Here is a 21974-nt window from a genome sequence, read left to right as displayed (position 1 = left end):
GCGATGCGGCAGGCCAGGCGCCAGATTAATGGGGTGGGTTCAATCAGCCGGGGTCGCGAAAGCCTGGGTGGAAGTCCTTGGGCACGGCCACGCTGACTGTGCTGTTGGTGGCGATATCAATGCCTTCAGTGGCCACTTCAGCGAGGAAGTCGATCTGCTCCGGGGTAATCACGTACGGCGGCAGGAAGTACACCACACTGCCCAGCGGGCGCAGCAATGCGCCGCGTTCCAGGGCGTGCTCGAACACCTTCAGGCCGCGCCGTTCCTGCCAGGGGTAGGCGGTCTTGGTGGCCTTGTCCTGGACCATCTCGATGGCCAGCACCATGCCGGTCTGGCGCACTTCCGACACGTGGGGGTGGTCCACCAGGTGCTCGGTGGCCGTGGCCATGCGCTGGGCCAGGGCCTTGTTGTTCTCGATGACGTTGTCTTCTTCGAAGATATCCAGGGTCGCCAGGGCCGCCGCACACGCCAACGGGTTGCCGGTGTAGCTGTGGGAGTGCAGGAACGCGCGTAGGGTCGGGTAGTCGTCGTAGAAGGCGCTGTACACATCTTCGGTGGTGACCACGGCGGCCAGCGGCAGGTAGCCGCCGGTGAGGGCCTTGGACAGGCACAGGAAGTCGGGGCGGATGCCCGCCTGCTCACAGGCGAACATGCTGCCGGTGCGGCCGAAACCCACTGCGATTTCGTCGTGGATCAGGTGCACGCCATACCGGTCGCAGGCTTCGCGCAGCAGCGTGAGGTACACCGGGTGGTACATGCGCATGCCACCGGCGCCCTGGATCAGCGGCTCGACGATCACCGCGGCGACGCTGTCGTGGTGGTCCGCCAGGGTCTGTTCCATGGCCTGGAACATGTTGCGCGAGTGTTCTTCCCAGCTCATGCCTGCGGGGCGCTGGTAGCAGTCCGGGCTGGGCACCTTGATGGTGTCCAGCAGCAGGGCCTTGTAGGTCTCGGTGAACAGTGGCACATCGCCGACCGACATCGCGGCGATGGTTTCGCCGTGGTAGCTGTTGGTCAGGGTGACAAAGCGCTTTTTATTCGGCTGGCCGCGGTTGAGCCAATAGTGAAAGCTCATCTTCAATGCGACTTCGATGCACGACGAGCCATTGTCGGCGTAGAAGCAGCGAGTCAGGCCTTCGGGGGTGAGCTTGACCAGGCGCTCGGACAGCTCGATCACCGGCTGGTGGCTGAAGCCGGCGAGGATCACGTGCTCCAGTTGGTCCACTTGGTCCTTGATGCGCTGATTGATACGCGGGTTGGCGTGGCCGAACACATTGACCCACCAGGAGCTGACCGCATCGAGATAGCGCTTGCCTTCGAAGTCTTCCAGCCATACGCCTTCACCGCGCTTGATCGGCACCAGCGGCAGTTGCTGGTGGTCTTTCATCTGGGTGCAGGGATGCCACAGCACGGCGAGGTCGCGTTGCATCCACTGGTTATTCAAGCCCATCTTTTAGTCTCCTCGAAGCGCTGCCACTGCCTGCGCAGGCAAAACAATCGCGCAAGCCTATGCAATGGTGGGCTGTGTCACAACCCATGGGCGGTGAATTGGCAGTAAATGTAGGACGGTCTGTCACGTTTGTGCTGAATAGTCCTTAATCCCTAGTTAATTTACTGTTCATAGGCTCAATATCGGATAAGTCGATCTTTTGAAGCGAAATTTTCCGCTTTATGTCGATAAGTAAAACGCTAGTCTTGGGCACGGCTCTTACGGGATTTGGGGAATGCAACTACGAAACACATCGACCCGCTACGGCTGGGTCAGCATCGTTATCCACTGGAGTGTGGCGCTGGTGGTGTTTGGTTTGTTCGCGCTGGGCCTGTGGATGGTCGGCCTCGACTACTACAGCCTGTGGCGCAAAGACGCCCCGGACTTGCACAAAAGCATCGGTATTACGCTATTCGCCGTGATGCTGGTGCGGATTGTCTGGCGCCTGCTCAGCCCGCCGCCGCCCGCACTGGCCAGCTATAGCCGCATGACACGTATCGGCGCGGCGTTTGGCCATGCGTTCCTGTACGTCGGCTTGTTTGCCGTGATGATTGCCGGTTACCTGATTTCCACCGCAGACGGTGTGGGGATCCCGGTGTTTGGCCTGTTTGAAATTCCTGCCGTGGTTTCCGGTCTACCGGACCAGGCAGACGTAGCTGGCCTGGTGCATTTTTACCTGGCCTGGGTGCTGGTGGTGTTTGCCGGCCTGCATGGCGTGGCCGCGTTGAAACACCACTTCATTGATCGTGACGCGACCCTGGTTCGTATGCTGGGGCGCAAAGCCTGATGTTCAACCTCGACTCACAAGGAATAGAAAGCATGTTGAAAAAGACTCTCGCCGCTCTGGCAATCGGTACTGCTCTGCTGTCTGCCGGTCAGGTGATGGCTGCTGATTACAAGATCGACAAGGAAGGCCAGCACGCCTTCATCGACTGGAAAATCAGCCACCTGGGCTACAGCTACATCCACGGTACCTTCAAGGACTGGGATGGTACGTTCAGCTGGGATGCCGCCAAGCCTGAAGCCAGCAAAATCGCCGTCGACGTGAAAACCGCCAGCCTGTGGTCCAACCACGCTGAACGTGACAAGCACATCGCCAGCAAGGACTTCCTGGACGTTGGCAAGTTCGCCGATGCCAAGTTCGTTTCGACCGCAGTTAAACCAACCGGCGAAAAAACGGCTGACGTGACCGGCGACCTGACCTTCCACGGTGTGACCAAGCCTGTGACCTTCAAGGCCACGTTCAACGGTGAAGGCAAGGATCCGTGGGGCGGCGAACGTGCTGGCTTCAACGCCAAGACTACGCTGAACCTGAATGACTTCGGCGTCAAAGGCCCTGGCCCGACTTCCCAGACTGTAGACCTGGACATCACGCTGGAAGGTGTCAAAACGAAGTAAATTCGCAGGCTGCATAAAAAACCGGATCGTGAGATCCGGTTTTTTTTAGCCTGGAATACGCTCAATGTAGGAGCTGGCTTGCCTGCGATAGCGGCAGGTCAGCCACCTGCGATGCAGGCTGAAGTACCGTCATCGCAGGCAAGCCAGCTCCTGCAGTTGATCGTTGTCGAGCCCATAAAAATGCCCCGGATCTTTCGATGCGGGGCATTTTTCATGGTGCTTTGAAAATCAGCGGTTGCGGGTCAGCAACGCTGGTTTTTCACCACGAGGGCGGCCTGGCAGTTGATCCAACTGCTCAGGTGTCGGGAAGCGATCGCTTTTCGACTCCTTGTGGATGATCTTCGGCGTCGTGCCGCTGCGCGGGTTCTGCACGGCAGGTTCCGAGGCGCGTGGCTGCTCATCACGTGCAGGGCGGCGGTTGCGCGACTCTTCGCGACGGGCCTGGCCATCACGCGGTGCGCCGTTACGCGGACCATTGCGCTTGGCCGGTGGGGTGCCGGTGGTGGCGCCGTTGCTGCTGCGCGGACCGTTCTGGCGACCCTGTGGCTGGCCGCCGGTGCGCGGAGCGCCTGCACTAGCGCCCGGTGCCGGGGCACCTGGGCGACGACCACGGCCCTGGGCCGGTTTGGCCTGTGGCACGTAGTCCACGCGGTTACCGAAGTTATCCACGTCATCGTCGAGGAACTCGTCCGGTGCGCGGTCGGCTGCGGCGCGTGGCGGCTGGCTCGGCTGGCGCTGTTCGCGGGCCGGGGTGCCTTCGCGGGGCTTTTGCTCGCGGGCTGGGCGTTCGCCACGGCCGTTGGTAGGTGCCTTGTCTTTGCCACCCTTGTCCTTGCCTTTGTCGCGACGACCACCGCCACCACCGCCGCCGTTCGGGCCATCGCCCTTAGGACCGCGTGGGTTGCGCGGGTTACGCACGTCCGGACGCTCGCGCACTTCCGGTTTTTCGGCTTCTACGGTGCTGGCATCGAAGCCCATCAGGTCGCCGTCGGCGATTTTCTGCTTGGTCATGCGCTCGATGCTTTTCAGCAGTTTTTCTTCATCCGGGGCGACCAGGGAAATGGCCTCGCCCGAACGACCGGCACGGCCAGTACGGCCGATACGGTGCACATAGTCTTCATCGACGTTTGGCAGCTCGAAGTTGACCACATGCGGCAGTTGGTCGATATCCAGGCCGCGGGCGGCGATATCGGTGGCGACCAGGATCCGTACGGAGCCGGCCTTGAAGTCGGCCAGGGCCTTGGTCCGCGCGTTCTGGCTCTTGTTGCCGTGGATGGCGACGGCGGTCAGGCCGTGCTTGTCCAGGTACTCGGCCAGGCGGTTGGCGCCATGCTTGGTGCGGGTGAACACCAGCACTTGTTCCCAGGCACCGGCGGTAATCAGGTGGGCCAACAGCGAGCGCTTGTGGCTGGCTGGCAGGCGGAACACCCGCTGCTCGATACGCTCGACCGTGGTGTTGGGCGGCGTGACTTCGATGCGCTCGGGGTTGTGCAGCAGCTTGCCGGCCAGGGCGGTGATGTCGTTGGAGAACGTTGCCGAGAACAGCAGGTTCTGACGCTTGGCCGGCAGGCGCGCGAGGACTTTCTTCACGTCATGGACAAAGCCCATGTCGAGCATGCGGTCGGCTTCGTCCAGCACGAGGATTTCCACGTGGGACAGATCGACGCTGCCTTGGCCACACAGGTCGAGCAAACGACCAGGGCAGGCGACCAGCACGTCAACCCCACGGGACATGGCCTGAACCTGGGGGTTCATGCCAACGCCGCCGAAGATGCAGGCACTGACGAACTTCAGGTCGCGGGCGTACAGCTTGAAGCTGTCATGCACTTGTGCGGCGAGTTCGCGGGTAGGGGTCAGGACCAGTACGCGGGGTTGGCGCGGGCCGTGACGCTGGGATTTGTCCGGGTGACCATTGGGGAACAACCGCTCCAGAATCGGGAGGGCGAAGCCGCCGGTTTTACCAGTACCTGTCTGAGCCGCGACCATCAGGTCGCGACCTTGCAACACGGCGGGAATAGCCCGCTGTTGCACCGGAGTAGGCTCGGTATAGCCCGCTGCCTCGATGGCGCGGACTAAAGCCTCGGAGAGACCGAGGGAAGCAAAGGACATGAGTAATCCTGTTTGTAGTTAGGGCTTGGCCCAAAGGGATAATCTTGCCGGGCGCGAATCGCGTTTAGAGGAACGCAACCCCGTCCGGTCCTGCTGGGGCTGGCAGGCACTCCAACGGCTCGCGCGGGCTGCAAAGCTGCGCAGTAGCGGGGTTGGATGCCTGTTATACGACCACAACGGCCGGGCGTAAGCCTGGCGGAAAGGCCGGAGTATAACAGAGCAATCACCGCGCGCCGCTTTCCTGCTGCTCAACGGTTTGCTCCAGCGGCGGCGAGGGGGCAGTTTTGGCACTGTTGCCGGCATATTTTGCACTCAGGGCGGCATAGGCGGGCTCTTGCTTGAAGCGCTTGAGCTCGGCACCAAAGCGCTGCACCAGCAAGTCCATGCCCGCGCCACGGCGTACGGCGAGGAATTGTTTCTGGCTGCTGATCACCGGCGACGCCTGGGTAACGTGGTGTTCCAGGCCTAACTCCTTGAGCACATGCTGGCCAACCCGGCGGTCGGTGATCACCAGATCAATCCGGCCACGGGCCAGTTTACCGAAGTTGGCCTCATGGCTGGGGGCCGGCTCGCGGGTAAACAGGGTGGATTCGCTGAACCCGGCGCTATACAGGTAGCCGGGGGAGGTGCCGATGGTCAGCCCTTTGAGGTCATCCAGGGTCTGGAACGGATGTGGGCGCTCGTTGGCGTAGAACATCACAAACTCAACCTGGGACAGCGGTTCGCTGGGATAAAGCAGCGCCGCGTCGCGTTCGTGGCTGTGGAAAATATCCAGCGCGCCATCGGCCAGGCCCTGGTCGAGCATGGCCAGGCAACGTTTCCAGGGCAGGAACTGCCATTGCACCTCGATCCCCAGGCGCTCGAACACGATGACGGTGGCCTCGTAGTCGAGCCCGCGCATCTGGCCGTTTTCTTCGTAGACGTAAGGGGCCCAGGGTTCGGTGACAATGCGCAATTTCTCGCCGTGGGCGGTCAGGCTCAGGCAAGTGAAAAGGACAGCGGTCAACAGCTGGAAAATGACGGGCATACCCTGAGGTTACGACTGTCGCAGGTTAAAGAGAAGCTCTGGATCGGGGATCTTCAGGTCGCAAACCTGAACTTTTATTGTGCCGCCGGGCCGGGAAGGAATCCCGGCTGGCGGTACAAAGGGGTAGCCTCAGCGTGGCAGCTTGAGGTTGTTCCAGATCGCCAGGCTCGGGTCAGCCTGGTTCAGGGTGTAGAAGTGCAGGCCCGGCGCGCCACCTTGCAGCAAGGTTTCGCACATTTCACTGATGACTTGCTCGCCAAAGGCCTGGATGCTTTTGACGTCATCGCCATAGGCTTCCAGCTGCTTGCGTACCCAGCGTGGGATTTCTGCACCGCAGGCGTCAGAGAAGCGCGCCAGCTTGCTGTAGTTGGTGATCGGCATGATGCCCGGCACGATTGGGATATTCACACCCAGGGCCTGCACGCGCTCGACGAAGTAGAAGTAGCTGTCGGCGTTGAAAAAGTACTGGGTGATCGCACTGTTGGCGCCGGCTTCGGCCTTGCGCACGAAGTTGCGCAGATCGTCTTCGAAATTGCGCGCCTGAGGGTGCATTTCCGGGTAGGCGGCCACTTCGATATGGAAGTGGTCGCCAGTCTCTTCACGAATGAAGCTCACCAGATCATTGGCGTAGCGCAACTCGCCGCTGGCCATGCCCATGCCGGATGGCAGGTCACCGCGCAGGGCGACGATACGCTTGATGCCGGCGGCCTTGTACTGGGTCAGCAGGCTGCGCAGGTCGGCCTTGCTGTCGCCTACGCACGACAGGTGCGGTGCGGCGGGCACTTTGGCTTCGCTTTCCAGTTGCAGCACGGTGTTGATCGTGCGATCACGGGTCGAGCCGCCTGCGCCGTAGGTGCAGGAGAAGAAGTCGGGGTTGTAGCTGGCCAACTGCTTGGCAGTCGCCATCAATTTTTCATGCCCAGCATCGGTCTTGGTCGGGAAGAACTCGAAGCTGTAGCGACGGTCTTGGGACATGGTCATACCCTTGGAAACTCAAAAAACCGGAAGACATACACCGTCAATGTGGGAGCGGGCTTGCTCGCGAAAGCGGAGTTTCAGTCAACATACCTGATACTGAAACATCGCTTTCGCGAGCAAGCCCGCTCCCACAGAAGCCTGCCCTCCACATGGAGAGCAGGCAACAGGCCGATCAGTAGCGGTAGGCGTGCGGCTTGAACGGACCTTCAACCGTCACGCCGATGTAGTCGGCCTGGGTCTTGGTCAGTTGCGTCACGACGCCGCCGAAGCCGCGGACCATTTCCAGGGCCACTTCTTCGTCGAGTTTCTTCGGCAGTACTTCCACGGTCAGGCGCTCGGCTTTCTGGGCGGGCGACAGGTCGGCGTATTTCTGGCCGAACAGGAAGATCTGCGCCAGTACCTGGTTGGCGAACGAGCCATCCATGATGCGGCTTGGGTGGCCAGTGGCGTTACCCAGGTTTACCAGGCGGCCTTCGGCCAGCAGGATCAGGTAGTCATCGTTCTGTGGGTCGAAATCGCCAGCGCCGGTACGGTGAACCTTGTGCACCTGAGGTTTGACTTCTTCCCATGCCCAGTTCTTGCGCATGAAAGCGGTGTCGATCTCGTTGTCGAAGTGCCCGATGTTGCACACCACGGCGCGCTTTTTCAGGGCCTTGAGCATGTTGGCATCGCACACATTGACGTTACCGGTGGTGGTCACGATCAGGTCGATCTTGCCCAGCAGGGCTTTGTCGATGCTCGCTTCGGTGCCGTCGTTCTGGCCGTCGATGAACGGCGAGACCACTTCGAAACCGTCCATGCAGGCTTGCATGGCGCAGATCGGGTCAACTTCGGAGACCTTGACGATCATGCCTTCCTGACGCAGGGACTGGGACGAACCCTTGCCCACGTCGCCGTAGCCGATCACCAGGGCTTGCTTGCCCGACAGCAGGTGGTCGGTGCCGCGCTTGATCGCATCGTTGAGGCTGTGACGGCAGCCGTACTTGTTGTCGTTCTTGCTCTTGGTCACCGAGTCGTTGACGTTGATGGCCGGGATTTTCAGCTCGCCCTTGGCCAGCATGTCCAGCAGGCGGTGTACGCCGGTGGTGGTTTCTTCGGTCACGCCATGGACGCGATCCAGGATGGCCGGGTACTTTTTGTGCAACAGCTCGGTCAGGTCGCCGCCGTCGTCGAGGATCATGTTGGCATCCCAAGGCGCGCCATCTTTCAGGATGGTTTGCTCCAGGCACCACTCGTACTCTTCTTCGGTCTCGCCTTTCCAGGCGAAGACAGGGATGCCAGCGGCTGCGATGGCGGCAGCGGCCTGGTCCTGAGTCGAGAAGATGTTGCAGGACGACCAGCGCACTTCGGCACCCAGGGCAACCAGGGTTTCGATCAGCACGGCAGTCTGGATGGTCATGTGGATGCAGCCGAGAATCTTCGCGCCCTTGAGCGGCTGTTCAGCGGCGTACTTGCGGCGCAGACCCATCAGGGCTGGCATTTCGGATTCGGCGATAAAGGTTTCGCGACGGCCCCAGGCAGCGAGGGACATGTCGGCGACTTTGTAGTCGGTAAAACCTGCAGGCGTGATTACAGCGCTCATGAAGAGCCTCCATTCGTAGTGTGCGAATGGGCGCCGTTGTGCGTTTAGTATCCAGCCAGGACAACCCGGCCGGGCAACGCCCCATCCGAGCCTGACAGGCCAGGGCCTGCTGCAGCGCCCCTCGGACAGGTGGCGGGAGAACGGTATCAATCACAGATGACCGTTTTGAAGCGGTGGCGATTATAGCTGCCTGCGCCTGACTTCCCAAGCCTTTCTGTCGGGGGCATGAAGATCGTTCATGGTGCTGATAGGCAATGGCTCATAGAGCTTGGGCCGACGCTCTGCCATGATGTCGCCCATCATTCGGCAAGACGCTTTGGAGTGAACATGAACTTCCACACCCGCAAATGGGTAAAACCCGAAGACCTCAACCCCAACGGCACCCTGTTCGGTGGCAGCCTGTTGCGCTGGATCGACGAAGAAGCGGCGATCTACGCCATCGTTCAACTGGGCAACCAGCGCGTGGTGACCAAGTACATCTCCGAGATCAATTTTGTCAGCGCCTCGCGCCAGGGCGACATCATCGAGCTGGGCATCACCGCCACCGAGTTTGGCCGCACCTCCATCACCCTGACCTGTGAAGTGCGCAACAAGATCACGCGCAAAAGCATCCTCACCGTGGAGAAAATGGTCTTCGTCAACCTCGGCGAAGACGGTCTGCCGGCACCCCACGGGCGTACCGAGATCAAGTACGTGAAAGACCAGTTCCAGGATGACAACCTCACTGAGTAACCCCGGCCCGGCCTGATTTGATTTACCAAATCTGTCCGGGTGGATCGCTTCCAGGCTTTCTCTGCACTCAGGACCACATCCTGTAGAGAGAGCCCGCAATGAAAGTGACCGCCAACCCGGCTGCCAAGACTCAGCCGTCATCGCGGCAACCCCCGCCGCCCCCCGCCCAAGGCAACAAGACACCCTTGGTCGAGGGCGTCGGCCCGCGAAAGCTGAGCCTGTTTCGAGACAGCAAGGGGCAGGTGGAGGTGGTGCTGTCACCCCCTGCGGTCAGCCATCTGGTACTCAGCGGCGGTGGTGCCAAGGGCATCGCCTTCCCCGGGATGGTCCAGGCCCTTGAAGAAACCGGAACACTGCCAGGCATCTCTGCCATTTCTGGTTCATCTGCCGGTGCGATTTCTGCAGCGTTGCTGGCCAGTGGCATGGGAGCCAAGGCCTTCGGCACGCTCTCAAACAGCATTGATCTGCCCAGCCTGCTCAACAGCCCCAACCCTGTGACGGCCTGGCTGCAAAATGCCGGGGCGAGCCTCGGCAAACTTGCCGGGCGCCTGCCAGGCCCGGCGGGCAACATTTCCCAATTGCTGCTGACCATGATGCCGCGCCTGCAAACCCAGGCGCACTCGCTCGAAGACCTGATCCGTAACGAGTCACGCAAGTCGATCCTGGCCCATATTGCCGCCATGCCCAGGGCAGCCCGCCCCGACGAAGTGATGAAAATCGCCGACAGGCTGAGCGCCGGAGGGGCACCGACCTTTGCTGATCTTGACGTGCTGAGCAGGCATATCCCGGCGATCAAGCAACTGAACATCACGGGGACCGGCATGTTCGATGGTCGCCCGCAGTTGGTGGTGTTCAACGCCAGCCTGACCCCGGATATGGACATTGCCCGCGCCGCGCATATCTCGGGCTCCCTACCGGGACTGTTCAAAAGCCCTGCCGAGCAAGGCCATGGGTTTCAGGCGGTGGGTGAAACCACTTTTTTCCAGGACGGTGGCTTGTTGCTCAACACCCCGGCTCCCGGGGTGATCGAGCGCTCGTTTCCCGAGAGCCCGCTGAGCCAGCCGGAGTCGTTGATCGTCAAATTCGAGTCCCAGGCTCCTGCATCGCAGAAAAAGAGCGGCAGCGTCATAAGCGCTGTTGCGGACAAACTGACAGGCACTGCCCATACGGCTGCAGGTGCCTATCAACAGCAACGCCTCAAGGAATTTAACGAGCAAACCGTGGTGCTGCCGCTCAAATCCGCCAAAGGTGACTTTAGTGGCCTGCTCAGTGGCACGGTCAATTTCACCATGACCGCCGAGCAGAAAAAGCATTTGCAGGCCCAGGCCCGGCAAGCGGTGACGCAGCACCAGGAGCAGCGCAGCAAGGTGCGTGAGCGGCACTTGTTCGAGTCATTGGACGACGCGGTGCTGGCGATGGACGATGCAATGCTTGCCAGCGTGCAAGTGGCACTCCAGAAGGATCCCGCCGCGGCGAATGTGCTGCGTTTTCGCAAGCAGGCACAGCAGGCATTGCAAGCTCTGGACGCAGCGATTACCGAGGCCAACAAGGCAGGCAATACTTTGGTCTTCACGCCTGGGTTGCTCTCTGCGCTGCGTAACCTGGATGCACTGGTTACCCGGCCCCAGCATATCGAGTGGTTGGGGCGGCGGCTTAACGCCCCTGGGCAGCATAACTTCCAGCAACTGTTGCAGGTGGTTGCCAAGCACAATCAGGGGGCTTCCACGCCAACCTCCAAGGTCATGACCAGTGCCGTGGCTCAAATGCAGCGACGGGATATTGCCGTAAAAGCCGACAACTTCACCCGCGAAGTCATCTACCCCTCCCTCTACCGTGCAGGCCAGACGGCCGCCAACGTCGAGCTTCTGCAGCGGGCCGCGCGCGACCTGGCCACGGCAACGACGCCGGCCGAGTTCAATCGGGTGCTCGACGACATCATTGAATACTATGGTGCGCGTAATAAACCCTGGTCCAAACCACTGAGCTCGACCACCGTGGAAATGGCCAAGGCCTGGCGCATTCCGCTTTAGTTCTCCGGCCACTGAACAGCCACTGCGCCAGCGTGTCGTAGCTACAGGCACCCCTTGGACACTGGAACATCATGGCCACCCACAAAGACGGCAAAACTCCCAACCTGTCGCAGGAAGAGCAGCAGGATGTGGACAAGAACCAACCGCCCAGGGCAGCGGTGCTGCATGAAATCATTCGCACCCAGGGCGACCAGGAACTGGAGCGCAGCGTCGCGGCGCTGTGGTGGTCGGCGCTGGCCGCCGGCCTGACCATGGGCTTGTCATTGATGGCCATGGGGCTGCTCAACTCACGCCTGCCGGGCGGTGAAGGCTTCAAGGTGATTGCCAGCTTTGGCTACTGCGCAGGTTTTCTCGCGGTGATCCTTGCGCGCCAGCAACTGTTCACCGAAAACACCCTGACCGCCGTGCTCCCGGTGATGAGCAAGCCGACCCTGGGCAATGCCGGGCGCCTGCTGCGGTTGTGGACGGTGGTACTGGTGGGCAACCTTTGCGGCACCTTGCTGGTGGCCTACGTGATGCTGCACCTGCCGATTTTCGACACCAAGACTGACCTGGCCTTCCTCGACATCGGGCGCAAGGTCATGGAGAACGACACGGGCCAGATGTTTGCCAAAGGCATCGTCTCCGGCTGGATGATCGCCACCATGGTGTGGATGATCCCGTCCATGGAAAGCGCCAAGATGTGGATCATTATCCTGATCACCTACCTGATGGCCCTGGGTGATTTCACCCACATTGTCGTCGGTTCGGCGGAGGTGTCCTATCTGGTATTTGCCGGCGAGCTACCGTGGAAGGACTTCTGGCTGGTATTTGCCGGGCCGACCCTGGCGGGCAATATCATCGGCGGCAGTTTTATCTTCGCGCTGATCAGCCATGCGCAGATTCGCAGCGAAGGCAGCCTGCCGGGCAAGCAGGCTGCGGACCCGAGGCATCCGCAGTCGATCGACAAGGATCAGTGATGTTCAGACGTGGCCTGGGGTTCAGCCTGGGTCATTCGCTTTCACGTCTATCGCCTAATCAGGTCGTGCGTCGACGATCCAATAGAGAGAACACGTACATACCGGCCAACATGGCCAATACGAATATGATGATTTGCCCATGCCCCGTAAGCAGAATAGCGACGGCTGGCCCAGGGCAGATCCCCGCAACTCCCCAACCTATACCGAACACCAGGCTGCCGCCAATCAAGCGGGTATCCAACTCTCGGCTAATCGGTAACTGCATGGGGGCACCTAGCAACGATCGCTTGTTCTTGCGCGCCCAACTCAGGGGAATAACCGCCACTGCGATAGCTCCTCCCATCACCAGTGCGAGTGACGGATCCCAGGCCCCGGCCACATCAAGAAAAGCCAATACCTTGGCGGGGTTCGCCATGCCTGCCAGGAGTAGACCCAGGCCGAAGATCAGCCCTGCAAAAAATGCGCTCGACTTGATCATCTTCATGCTCCCACCACATGACGAATGATGTACACCGTTGCAATGCCTGCGAACATAAAGCAGATCGTTGCTGCAATGGAGCGGGGAGACAATCGAGAGATCCCACAAACACCATGACCGCTTGTACAACCGGAGCCGTAGCGAGTTCCCGCACCGACGAGCAGGCCTGCGATAATCAGGGCCGGCCACTCTGCCTTGATCTCGATTTCCGGCAATACGGTAAACGCCCCCCACAACAATGGCGCCATCACCAGGCCAAGAAGAAATAGCGCCTTTTCGCTCCAGCCTTCACTGCCAAAATGCATCACGCTTCCAATCAAGCCACTGATTCCTGCGATACGGCCATTTGCGAGAACAAACAAGCTAACCGCCAGCCCTATCAAGGCCCCTCCGCCTACGGAAGTCCAAGGCGTAAAGTTGATCCAATCAATGCTCATTTTGCATCTCCTGCACAGAAGTGCTGATAAAGGACATGGATCACCGCGAGCGCTACAGAGCTGCTGATTCGGTAATAGACTTGCTTTCCTGCCCGTCGCGTTTCCACCATCTCCTTGCGACGTAGCACCGCGAGTTGCTGAGACAACGTAGGTTGCTGAATGCCTGACAAGGCCTCTAAATCGGTAACATTTAGCTCGCCCTGCGACAACTGGCAGAGGAGGAGCAATCGTTCAGGGTTTGCCAGCGCTTTCAGTAGCTGGCCAGCGGCTTCAGCACTAGCTCGCAGTTGCTGGATATCAAGTTCATGTTCAAGAGGTGGCATGACTGCTGACTCATTTAGTGTTTATATAATATATATATTTACATAGTGAGCAGCTAAGGCTGTGGTGTCTAGACGGGTGTAGCCTGTATCCAGACCTGAAAAAGTCGACGCCAGTGAGACTAAACCTTATCCACCGATGGTGGGTGGCAGGCCGATAAAGCGGAAACCCACATAAGCGTGCAGGGTGCTGACACATGACGAATCAAATCTGGCCATTCTGACAAGGGGCTCCCTGTGGTTGCGACAGCCTTGGTGCTGGTAGCGGCGCTGTTGCATGCGACGTGGAACACCTTGATCAAGTTCAGCGGCGAGCGCCTGTTGGTGATCGCCTGCATGGACAGCGTGGCCCTGTTGTTTGTTCTGCTGGCAGTGGGATTTGTGTCGTTGCCGCCCCTGGAAATCTGGCCGTGGATCATCGCATCGGCCTGGTTCGAGTTGCTCTATCGCTACCTGCTGATCCAGGCCTACCGCGTTGGCGACCTGGGGCTGGTGTATCCGCTGATGCGCGGCTTATCACCGCTGGTGGTGCTGGCGTTGACCCTGGTGTTTGCCGGGGAAGTGCTCAGTACCCAGCAGATTGTCGGCATCCTGCTGATCCCGTTCGGCATGCTGTGCCTGCTTTGGCAGGGCGGTGGCGGGGAGCGGCTGCCCTGGTCGATGTTGCCGGTGGTGGCGCTGATCGGCCTGTGCATCGGCTGCTACACCTTCCTTGATGGCCAGGCGCTGCGGCGCTGGTCGCACCCGTTGGACTATCTGGTATGGCTGACCCTGCTCAGTGCCTGGCCCTTTCCCCTGCTGGCCATGGTGCGCAAGCGCGCGGCGTTCAGCCTGTTTTGGCGCACGCAATGGCGGTTGGGGCTGAGCGTGGGGTTGTGCGTGTTGTTGAGCTACGCTCTGGTGCTTTGGGCCATGCAGTTGGGCTCGATTGCCGAGGCCGCCGCGCTGCGAGAAGTCAGCGTGATCCTGGTGGTGTTGTTCGGTATGCGTTACCTGAAAGAACCTTTCGGCCGCTCCCGGCTCTTAGCCTGTGGGTTGGTACTGATCGGCATGCTCGTGATGAAACTCTAACCAGCGGATAAAACTAAAAAAGGAATGAGTGATGACTGTTGCTTTCTGGTGTGTGTTGATCGCAATTTTTCTGCCTTACCTGTGTACTGGCGTGGCCAAGTTCAGTGGTGGCAAATTCGGGCCCCGGCAGAACCATGACCCCCGGGCCTTCCTGGAAACCCTCGAAGGCTTTGCCAAACGCGCCCATAGCGCACAGCTCAACAGCTTTGAAGTGACCCCGGCGTTTGCCGCAGCGGTGATCATTGCCCACCTTGCGGGCAACGCGGAACTGGTGACCATCAACGTACTGGCGGTGCTGTTTATCACCAGCCGCCTGCTGTACATCATCTGCTACCTGGCGGACTGGGCGATCTTGCGTTCGCTGGTGTGGTTTGTGGGCATGGCGTTGATTGCGAGCTTCTTCTTCGTTTCGATCTAAGGCACGCAGCCAACCCTTGTGGGAGCTGGCATGCCAGCGATGGCGGATTTGAAACCGCCATCGCCGGTAAACCGGTTCCTACAAAGGCGCGTCCGGCACTTGAGGCAGCGCCGCACCCTTGGGCCACAGCATCCAGATCTGGCCTTGCTGCTTCATGTTCCCGGCCAGCTCGCCCGCTGCATCACCCGTGCCCCAGAACAGGTCGGCACGCACCTCACCGACAATCGCGCCCCCCGTATCCTGGGCCGCTACCGGCCGTACGATCGGTGCGCCATCGGGGCGGGTGGTGGACAACCACAGCAGGCTGCCCAGTGGGATCACCTTGCGGTCCACGGCCACGCTGTAGCCTGCGGTCAGTGGTACGTTCAGCGAGCCGCGCGGGCCTTCATTGCTGTCGGGCCGGGTGCTGAAGAACACGTAGCTGGGGTTGCTCGCCAGTAACTCCGGGATCCGCTCGGGATGGGCCTTGGCCCAGGCACTGATGGCGCCCATGCTCACTTCTTCTTTCTTCAACTCGCCTTGCTCCACCAGCCAGCGGCCGATAGGGCGGTAGGGGAAACCGTTCTGGTCGGCATAGCCCACGCGCAGTTGACGACCGTTCGCCAACTGGATGCGGCCCGAACCCTGGATTTGCAGGAATTGCAGGTCCATCGGGTGGGTCAGCCAGGCGATGGGCTTGGCGCTGGAGCCTTGCTGGTTGAGGGTGCCGGCATCGTCATAGGGCTTGAGTACCCGCCCTTCCAGGCGCCCACGCAGGCGTTTGCCCTTGAGCTCCGGGTAGATGCTTTCCAGGTTGACGATGATCAGGTCGTCTGGCACCCCGTACACAGGAACATGGGCGGTCTTGGTTTCGGTAAGGCTGCCGGGGTAGACCGGTTCGTAGTAGCCGGTGATCAGGCCATTGGGCGTGTTGTCTGCCGAGCGCAAGCCATACACCTCCAGCTGTTGCTTGAGGAAACCCCGGATATCACCGGCATTGCCCGGCACATTGGCCGCGGCAGCGCAGGTGGTGCCCCACACCGGATCGTTCTTCAGGCGTTGGCAGGCACTGCGCCAGGATTCGAAGCCGGCTTGCAGGTCAGTGTCCGAAACTTCCGGCAGGGCTTCCCAGGTGGCGCTGACATAGGTCGCCACGGCGTGGGGTTTTTCCGGCTCGGGCTTGGGGGTCGGGGCGTTGCCGCCGTCGCATCCGGCGAGCAGCGCGATCATCGGCAGAGCCCATGCCAGTCGGCGGCTCCAGGGGTTCAACAGGTTATTCATGCAAGTAATTCCCAAGGCGGTAGCCGGTACCGATTACGGCACAAGCGTCCATATTATTAATAGGGCTATTGGTCTTTCCGGGCGGGGCGGGGATACTGGCCGCCGTTTCCCGTGACCCTGAGCCACCATGACTTTTAAAAAACTGACTGTTGTATTGCTGGCCGCTTTGACGCTGACCGCCTGCGGCGGCGTGGATCCGAACTCGCCATTGGGCCAGCGCAAGGCCATCTTCAAGCAGATGCTCAAGACCGGCGAAGACCTGGGCGGGATGCTGCGCGGCCGTATTCCGTTCGACGGGGCGAAATTTGCCGAGGGTGCGGTCAAGCTCGACACCCTGTCCCATGAGCCGTGGAAGCACTTTCCAACGGTGCGCGAAGAAGATCACACCAGTGCCAAGGACGATGTATGGCAGAAACAGGCCCAGTTCCAGGAACTGGCGCGCAACCTTGAGGCGGCCACCGGTGAGTTGGTGATCGCCAGCCAGGTGCAGCCGTACAAAGCCAGTGACCTGAAGCCGGCCGTGCAGAAAGTCGAAGATGCGTGCAGCGCCTGTCATAAGCAGTTTCGCGACCATTGAGGCATCGGTCGGATGCGTCTTACTTGTCCAGGTCGTCGAGGGCTTGCTGTAGCTCTTTGCGCGACTCGGCGAGCTTGTCCTTACGCTTGTTGATCTTCTCGGAGTCGCCTTTTTTCATGGCCTTGTCGAGGTCAGCCTGACGACGGCTGACTTCGTGCTTGGCATCCAGCACCTTGTTCTCGCGTTCCTTTTTCAGGGAGGCGTCGGTGCAGTGGGCGGTGACTTCGCTCAAGGCTTTTTCCAGACCGGCTTGTTGCTCACTGTTGCCATGGGCCTTGGCTTGTTCGATCTGCAGGCTGATGGCCTGGCGCTTGGCAGCGCAACCGGTCAGTTGCGGGGCTGTCTCGGCAGCCAGCAAGGGAGTGGTCAGAAAACTGGTGACGGTCAACAGGGCAAGCGGTGCAAGAAACTTCATAAGAACTCCAAAATAAACAAGATCGTTGTCAGGTGGGCAGGATGATTTCTGCCGGTACCGATGAATGTAGCGGGCCGGGCCTAAAAGCCGTCGATCCCGGCAGCCCGTAGTGTTTCGCTCATGGCCACCACCTGAGGGTCGCGAAAAAAGGCGCTCAACTGCGCCGCGCGTCCCGGGCCGATTCCTGCCTCGGCCTGCCAGGCTTGCGTGTCGCGGGCGGCCAGGGCATGCCAGCCACCCACCAGGTTATTGCGGGCGGTCGGTGGAACCCCCAGCGCCATCAGCCATTGAGCGAACGGTCGCTGACGTGCGGTCTGCAGGCTCGCAAGCAGGCGCGTCGTGCTGCGGTCGCCGAATCCGTCAATGGTAGCAAGCTCTGTCTCATCAAGGTTCAACCAATCCACCAAACCGCTGATTTGACCGGCCTGGATCAAGGAGTTCCAGGTCTCGCGGCCAATGTGTGGCAGATCCAGCCCCTGCTTGCCACTGAGCCAGGTCAGTCGGGCCAGCAGTTGCTCCTCGCAGGCCGGGGCCAGACGCAAGCAGCTCAGGTGATGGAAGTCGCCCGCCACCGGGGCCGCGACATCGACCCGTGGATAGCTGCGCAGGATGACCTGGTCGAGCCTGGGAATCACTTGGCCGGCAAGGCTGATGGACACTTGGTCGCCGGGCCGGATATCGAGCTGTTGCCAGCGTTTCAACGAGCCGATGCTGACGCGCTTGATCTGGCGATCGTCGAGCATTACCGGGTGCAGTTCCAGGACCGGGGTGATACGGCCGGTGCGGCCGATCTTGAACTGCACCTGGCGCACATGGGCCAGGGCTGTGATGACCGGGTATTTCCAGGCAACAGCCCAGTAAGGCGTACTGGCCTGCCAGCGTTCGGCCGGGGCGCGCTGGCTTTGATGCAGCACCACGCCATCAGTGGCGAAGGGCAAAGGGTGCCCATGCCAGAACGCTCGCCAGTGACGGGCCTGCTCGAAGGTGTCGATGGGCTGGCTGTAGCGACGGCTGTCGGTAAAACCCCAGTGTGCAAGGGTGTCCAACTGCTCCTTGAGGTCCGCCGGCCCTTGCGGCCAGGCCCAGACAAACAGGCCGATGCCGGCGGCGTCGGCGTCATTGAGGTGTTGGCGGTTCATCAGCCCGGAGATTTTGCTGCGGGCATTCATGCCGCCCGTCTCCCCTTGTATATGGGCGTCCAGGCGCCAGTACAGCTCACCCTGCAAGAGCAGGTCGATGGCCTCGGGCAGTTGTTGCACAAGGCCGGGGATCTTGCGGGCCGAGTCCGTCCAGTCATGGCCGAACAGGCCGTCGCCGCGGCTGATCACCTGGGCCAGGCGACCCCCACGATAGACTAGGCTCACGGCCACCCCATCGACCTTGGGTTGTATCCACAGGTCGCTGCGTGTGCCGATCCAGTCTGCCACGGCGCGGTCGTTGACCAACTTTTCAAGGCCCGTGTGCGGGACGGGATGGGCGACAGTGCCCCGCGAGCTGGCCAGGGGATTTTGCGCAGGTGACGGCGCCTGTGCAAAGCAAGTCCGCCATTGCTCCAGGCGCATGCGGGCCTGGTCATAGAGCTCGTCGCTGACCAGGGATTGGCCGAGTCGGTGGTAGCTGTCGTCCCAGAGGTCGATTTGTCGTTGCAGGGCGGTGATTTCGTCCCGGGCCTTGTCGGCTTGCCAGTCCGGGCAGCCCTGCGCCCAAGCGACGATAGGGAAGAGCATCAATAGCAGGTAGGTCAGCAGGCGTGGTGTCATCATGAGCATCCTTGCTCTGAAGGGGCGCCCAGCCTAAAGCAAGCAAACGCCCATAAAAAAGCCCCGCAGGCGCGAGGCTTTTTACCGGGTGTTTCTGCTTACTTGAACAGACCGCCCAGGGCTTTCACGGTGTCGTTGCTGTCAGCCTTGGCCTGCTGCTTTTGCGCGGTTTCGTCGAGCTTGCCTTGGGACTCGCCGACTTTTTTGCAACCTTTGTTTACCTGGTCCAGTGCTGCCTGCATGGCCTTCACTTTCAGGTCCTCGCCATTGGCTTTGGCGGCGTCGACTTTGGCTTGCAGCTCCTGGCTCTGTTTTTCGCAGTTGCCGGTAGCGCCGCCCAGTTGGGAAGTCAGGGCGCCAGTCAGGCCGCTCAGGTCAGCGGCTTGCACTGGCAGGGCGAACAGGCTGAGCAGTACGGCGGCAGGAGCGAAGGTGGAAATACGCATGAAAAACCTCAATGTTCGATTGCCTGCGCACTTGGCTGTCCCGAGCAGGCGCAGTGCAGTATCCAATGTGGTTAAGGGCTCGGGAGGGCGCGAATTCTAGTGGGCCATCATTTAGCCTGCAAGGTTTGGATCCAATAAATGTGAACTATTTGCCAGGTTCGCCGTCGCGCTAACCCCCGCCCGCAAAAAAGCGCAACAAAAAGCCCCACCGGGAAAACCCGGTGGGGCTTTGGGTGCTACGTGCTGCGATTACAGACCGGCAGCGGTGCGCAGGTCGTCGGCGCGGTCGGTTTTTTCCCAGGTGAACGTGGTGAAGGTGTCGTCGCCGACGGTCTTCTGTTCAGGGGTACGACCGAAGTGGCCGTAGGCCGCGGTTTCCTGATACATCGGGTGCAGCAGGTCGAGCATGGTGGTGATTGCGTACGGACGCAGGTCGAAGATCTCACGCACCAGCTTGACGATCTTGTCATCGCTGATCTTGCCGGTGCCGAAGGTGTTCAGCGAGATCGACGTAGGCTGGGCCACACCAATGGCGTAGGACACCTGAATCTCGCAACGCTCGGCCAGGCCAGCGGCGACGATGTTCTTGGCCACGTAACGACCGGCATAGGCTGCCGAGCGGTCAACCTTGGAGGGATCCTTGCCGGAGAACGCGCCACCGCCGTGACGGGCCATGCCGCCGTAGCTGTCGACGATGATCTTGCGCCCGGTCAGGCCGCAGTCGCCCACCGGGCCGCCGATGATGAACTGGCCGGTCGGGTTGATGTGGAACTGGGTGTCCTTGCTCAGCAGTTCGGCAGGCAGCACGTGCTTGACGATCAGCTCCATCACACCTTCGCGCAGGTCTTTGTAGGAGACTTCCGGATTGTGCTGGGTCGACAACACCACCGCGTCGATGCCCACCACTTTGCCGCCTTCGTAACGGCAGGTCACCTGGGACTTGGCGTCCGGGCGCAACCAAGGCAGCAGCCCGGATTTACGGGCCTCGGCCTGGCGCTTGACCAACTGGTGCGAGAAGGTGATCGGTGCAGGCATCAGCACGTCGGTTTCGTTGCTGGCGTAGCCGAACATCAGGCCCTGGTCGCCGGCGCCCTGGTCTTCTGGCTTGGCGCGGTCGACACCCTGGTTGATGTCGGGCGACTGCTTGCCGATGATGTTCATCACGCCGCAGGTCGCGCCGTCGAAGCCGACGTCAGAGCTGGTGTAGCCGATGTCGGTGATCACGTCACGGACGATCTGCTCCAGGTCGACCCAGGCCGACGTGGTGACTTCACCGGCGATGATCGCCACGCCCGTTTTCACCAGCGTCTCGCACGCCACGCGGGCGAACTTGTCTTCAGCAATGATGGCGTCCAGCACCGCATCAGAAATCTGGTCGGCGATTTTGTCCGGATGCCCTTCAGACACGGACTCGGAGGTGAAAAGGGAATATTCGCTCATCTCGATGTTTTCCTGATATTTACCGATGGTGAGTGTCGCCAGTTGGCCGCTGAAAGTGGCGGACCTGAATCTGGAAACCATTACGTAAGCCTACATACAGGCTTTCCCCGGGAACGAGTCCCGCAGCGGTGGCCCAACGGGCCAGATCGTCCTGTTCAAACCCCAACCATAGATCACCGCAGGCCTCCCTGGCCCAACTCTGGTTGTGGCTGCATAAATCAGTTACTAGCAGGCTGCCACCCGGTTGCAGCAAACCGGCCATCTGCCTGAGAGCATCGGCCGGCGCGGCAAAATGGTGAAGGACCATGTTCAACACCACGCAATCGGCTTGCAGCCCGACCTCATTCAAGGCATCGGCCAGTTGCAGGCGGACGTTGCCCAATTGCTCGCGCTCGCACAGCTGGCGCGCCAGTTCCAGCATGGCCGGGCTGTTGTCCAGCGCCGTCACCTGGTGGAAGCGTCGTGCCAGGTCCGGCAGGAACCCGCCGTCGCCCGGGCCGACTTCCAGCGCCGTGGCACCTGGGTTGAAGCCCAGCTTGTCGAGCAGCGCCAATACGCTTTCGCGGTATTGAGGCAGCCCGGCAATCAGGTCCTGCTGGGCGCGGAACTTGTCTGCCACCCGGGAGAAAAAGTCCTGGCTGGCCGCAGCGCGTTGCCCGTGGACCTGGGCGATCCGCGACTGCACGTCAGCCGGCAGGGCCAGGTTGTCCACTTCTTCGAGCAATGCAGCGTGCAGCTTGCCACCCAGCAAATCGGTGTGGGGCAGGGCGCGACGGTAAAAAATCGCATTGCCTTCACGGCGGGTGGCCACCAGGTCGGCCTGGGCCAGCACTTTCAAGTGGTGGCTCATGCCGGACTGGCCAATGGCAAAGATCCGCGCCAGTTCCAGCACACCAAACGAGTCGTTGGCCAGGGCGCGCAGTACATTCAAGCGCAGCGGATCACCGCCGGCCTTGCACAGGGCCGCCAGCTCATCGCAATCGTCGGGGCGAATGGAAGGCGCAGGTAAGTTCATAAGGCCAGCAGTCTAGTGATGAGGTCAAATCCC

22 protein-coding genes and 1 riboswitch are annotated in these 21974 nt (G+C 60.8%); of the genes, 8 read left to right on the top strand and 14 right to left on the bottom strand.

The window, feature by feature from the left end; genetic code table 11:
* Positions 1–43: 43 nt before the first annotated feature.
* Entirely contained in the window at positions 44–1450 is a 1407-nt protein-coding gene (locus PSH80_RS25075) for an adenosylmethionine--8-amino-7-oxononanoate transaminase (RefSeq protein ID WP_305418618.1), read from the bottom strand.
* Positions 1451–1724: 274 nt separating this feature from the next.
* Here PSH80_RS25075 and PSH80_RS25070 point away from each other — a divergent pair, with 274 nt between their 5' ends.
* Together PSH80_RS25070 and PSH80_RS25065 are read left to right on the top strand one after the other, a co-directional pair.
* A complete protein-coding gene (locus PSH80_RS25070; protein WP_057440350.1) occupies positions 1725–2276 on the top strand; it encodes a cytochrome b in 552 nt (183 codons plus the stop codon).
* Positions 2277–2308: 32 nt separating this feature from the next.
* A complete protein-coding gene (locus tag PSH80_RS25065; RefSeq protein ID WP_057440349.1) occupies positions 2309–2887 on the top strand; it encodes a YceI family protein in 579 nt (192 codons plus the stop codon).
* Between the two features lie 228 nt (positions 2888–3115).
* Here the strand turns inward: PSH80_RS25065 and PSH80_RS25060 are convergent, their stop codons facing one another.
* From PSH80_RS25060 to ahcY, 4 genes are all read right to left on the bottom strand, one after another.
* A complete protein-coding gene (locus tag PSH80_RS25060; protein ID WP_120734275.1) occupies positions 3116–4996 on the bottom strand; it encodes a DEAD/DEAH box helicase in 1881 nt (626 codons plus the stop codon).
* A gap of 223 nt (positions 4997–5219) precedes the next feature.
* Positions 5220–6023: an ABC transporter substrate-binding protein gene (locus PSH80_RS25055; RefSeq protein ID WP_057960862.1), complete on the bottom strand. Its 804-nt coding sequence runs from the start codon at positions 6021–6023 to the stop codon at positions 5220–5222.
* A 129-nt stretch (positions 6024–6152) separates the two neighbouring features.
* Positions 6153–6998: a methylenetetrahydrofolate reductase [NAD(P)H] gene (gene metF / locus PSH80_RS25050; protein WP_057440341.1), complete on the bottom strand. Its 846-nt coding sequence runs from the start codon at positions 6996–6998 to the stop codon at positions 6153–6155.
* Between the two features lie 175 nt (positions 6999–7173).
* Entirely contained in the window at positions 7174–8583 is a 1410-nt protein-coding gene (ahcY, locus tag PSH80_RS25045; RefSeq protein ID WP_038444076.1) for an adenosylhomocysteinase, read from the bottom strand.
* Positions 8584–8604: 21 nt separating this feature from the next.
* A riboswitch (S-adenosyl-L-homocysteine riboswitch) is annotated at positions 8605–8712 on the bottom strand.
* Positions 8713–8910: 198 nt separating this feature from the next.
* Between ahcY and PSH80_RS25040 the strand changes: the two genes are divergently transcribed.
* From PSH80_RS25040 to PSH80_RS25030, 3 genes are all read left to right on the top strand, one after another.
* Positions 8911–9315, top strand: a complete 405-nt coding sequence (locus PSH80_RS25040) for an acyl-CoA thioesterase (RefSeq protein WP_057440220.1) — start codon at positions 8911–8913, stop codon at positions 9313–9315.
* Positions 9316–9413: 98 nt separating this feature from the next.
* Positions 9414–11345, top strand: coding sequence for a patatin-like phospholipase family protein (locus PSH80_RS25035; RefSeq protein WP_198791898.1), 1932 nt, complete (start codon positions 9414–9416; stop codon positions 11343–11345).
* Between the two features lie 71 nt (positions 11346–11416).
* Positions 11417–12304, top strand: coding sequence for a formate/nitrite transporter family protein (locus tag PSH80_RS25030; RefSeq protein WP_057960860.1), 888 nt, complete (start codon positions 11417–11419; stop codon positions 12302–12304).
* A gap of 58 nt (positions 12305–12362) precedes the next feature.
* Here the strand turns inward: PSH80_RS25030 and PSH80_RS25025 are convergent, their stop codons facing one another.
* Genes PSH80_RS25025 through PSH80_RS25015 form a run of 3 tightly spaced genes read right to left on the bottom strand, consistent with a single transcriptional unit; the run spans position 12363 to position 13542 of the window.
* Positions 12363–12782, bottom strand: a complete 420-nt coding sequence (locus PSH80_RS25025; RefSeq protein ID WP_057440342.1) for a DUF6691 family protein — start codon at positions 12780–12782, stop codon at positions 12363–12365.
* A gap of 2 nt (positions 12783–12784) precedes the next feature.
* On the bottom strand, positions 12785–13219 hold the full coding sequence (locus PSH80_RS25020) for a YeeE/YedE family protein (RefSeq protein WP_200659944.1): 435 nt from the start codon (positions 13217–13219) through the stop codon (positions 12785–12787).
* The gene (locus PSH80_RS25015; RefSeq protein WP_057440224.1) at positions 13216–13542 is read right to left on the bottom strand and encodes a helix-turn-helix transcriptional regulator; all 327 of its coding nucleotides are present in this window, start codon (positions 13540–13542) and stop codon (positions 13216–13218) included. Before PSH80_RS25015 ends, PSH80_RS25020 begins: the two co-directional genes overlap by 4 nt.
* 234 nt (positions 13543–13776) lie before the next feature.
* Between PSH80_RS25015 and PSH80_RS25010 the strand changes: the two genes are divergently transcribed.
* Positions 13777–14610, top strand: a complete 834-nt coding sequence (locus PSH80_RS25010) for an EamA family transporter (RefSeq protein WP_200659942.1) — start codon at positions 13777–13779, stop codon at positions 14608–14610.
* 31 nt (positions 14611–14641) lie between these two features.
* The gene (locus PSH80_RS25005) at positions 14642–15028 is read left to right on the top strand and encodes an MAPEG family protein (RefSeq protein ID WP_057960859.1); all 387 of its coding nucleotides are present in this window, start codon (positions 14642–14644) and stop codon (positions 15026–15028) included.
* 78 nt (positions 15029–15106) lie between these two features.
* Here PSH80_RS25005 and PSH80_RS25000 read toward each other — a convergent pair whose 3' ends face one another.
* On the bottom strand, positions 15107–16288 hold the full coding sequence (locus PSH80_RS25000; protein ID WP_120734273.1) for a murein transglycosylase A: 1182 nt from the start codon (positions 16286–16288) through the stop codon (positions 15107–15109).
* A gap of 127 nt (positions 16289–16415) precedes the next feature.
* On the opposite strand from PSH80_RS25000, the gene PSH80_RS24995 reads away from it, so the two are divergent.
* On the top strand, positions 16416–16865 hold the full coding sequence (locus tag PSH80_RS24995; RefSeq protein ID WP_057440228.1) for a cytochrome c: 450 nt from the start codon (positions 16416–16418) through the stop codon (positions 16863–16865).
* Between the two features lie 19 nt (positions 16866–16884).
* On the opposite strand, the gene PSH80_RS24990 is transcribed toward PSH80_RS24995, so the two are convergent.
* The 5 genes from PSH80_RS24990 to PSH80_RS24970 all read right to left on the bottom strand — a co-directional run bounded on the left by PSH80_RS24990 (position 16885) and on the right by PSH80_RS24970 (position 21941).
* Complete coding sequence (locus PSH80_RS24990; RefSeq protein ID WP_057440229.1) at positions 16885–17280, bottom strand: DUF1090 domain-containing protein; 396 nt, start codon at positions 17278–17280, stop codon at positions 16885–16887.
* A gap of 80 nt (positions 17281–17360) precedes the next feature.
* On the bottom strand, positions 17361–19040 hold the full coding sequence (gene ligB / locus PSH80_RS24985) for an NAD-dependent DNA ligase LigB (RefSeq protein ID WP_370693755.1): 1680 nt from the start codon (positions 19038–19040) through the stop codon (positions 17361–17363).
* A 98-nt stretch (positions 19041–19138) separates the two neighbouring features.
* On the bottom strand, positions 19139–19486 hold the full coding sequence (locus PSH80_RS24980) for a DUF1090 family protein (protein ID WP_057440231.1): 348 nt from the start codon (positions 19484–19486) through the stop codon (positions 19139–19141).
* A 249-nt stretch (positions 19487–19735) separates the two neighbouring features.
* The gene (gene metK, locus PSH80_RS24975; RefSeq protein ID WP_057960856.1) at positions 19736–20926 is read right to left on the bottom strand and encodes a methionine adenosyltransferase; all 1191 of its coding nucleotides are present in this window, start codon (positions 20924–20926) and stop codon (positions 19736–19738) included.
* A 19-nt stretch (positions 20927–20945) separates the two neighbouring features.
* On the bottom strand, positions 20946–21941 hold the full coding sequence (locus PSH80_RS24970; RefSeq protein ID WP_057960855.1) for a metalloregulator ArsR/SmtB family transcription factor: 996 nt from the start codon (positions 21939–21941) through the stop codon (positions 20946–20948).
* Positions 21942–21974 lie beyond the last annotated feature (33 nt).

The sequence above is a fragment of the Pseudomonas sp. FP818 genome, from assembly GCF_030687335.1.
Taxonomy (GTDB): domain Bacteria; phylum Pseudomonadota; class Gammaproteobacteria; order Pseudomonadales; family Pseudomonadaceae; genus Aquipseudomonas; species Aquipseudomonas shahriarae.
Note: the sequence above shows the minus strand (reverse complement) of the source record. Positions and strands in the feature narration are given on the sequence as shown.